The 239-nt window shown below is 63.6% G+C and carries 1 protein-coding gene; it reads right to left on the bottom strand.

What is annotated here, in order from left to right; genetic code table 11:
* On the bottom strand, window positions 1-182 hold a 182-nt coding region (locus ACZ3HH_RS31100; RefSeq protein WP_465810573.1), incomplete at its 3' end, for a hypothetical protein.
* Window positions 183-239 lie beyond the last annotated feature (57 nt).

Below are 239 nucleotides of genomic sequence, written 5' to 3'. Positions count from 1 at the left end.
TTGAATTGGTTGTGAGACAGGCCGCTGCCGTTGGGCTTGGCGATGTTGACGATGGGCACGCCATTGCCGGCCTGGCCGAGGCTGGTGCCCGGCGCGCTGACCACAATACCTTCGGCCTGGGCCCACATCGGTTGCCAGAACATGACATTGGCCAACAGGAATGCCAGGCCGCGCTTGGGCATGCCCCAGAAGTGCTCGCGTTTTTTGACCGCAGCAGAGGGCTGGCCAGCGAGGAAGGC

The sequence above is a fragment of the Pseudomonas sp. PME37.24/025 genome (genome assembly GCF_055556615.1).
Note: the sequence above shows the minus strand (reverse complement) of the source record. Positions and strands in the feature narration are given on the sequence as shown.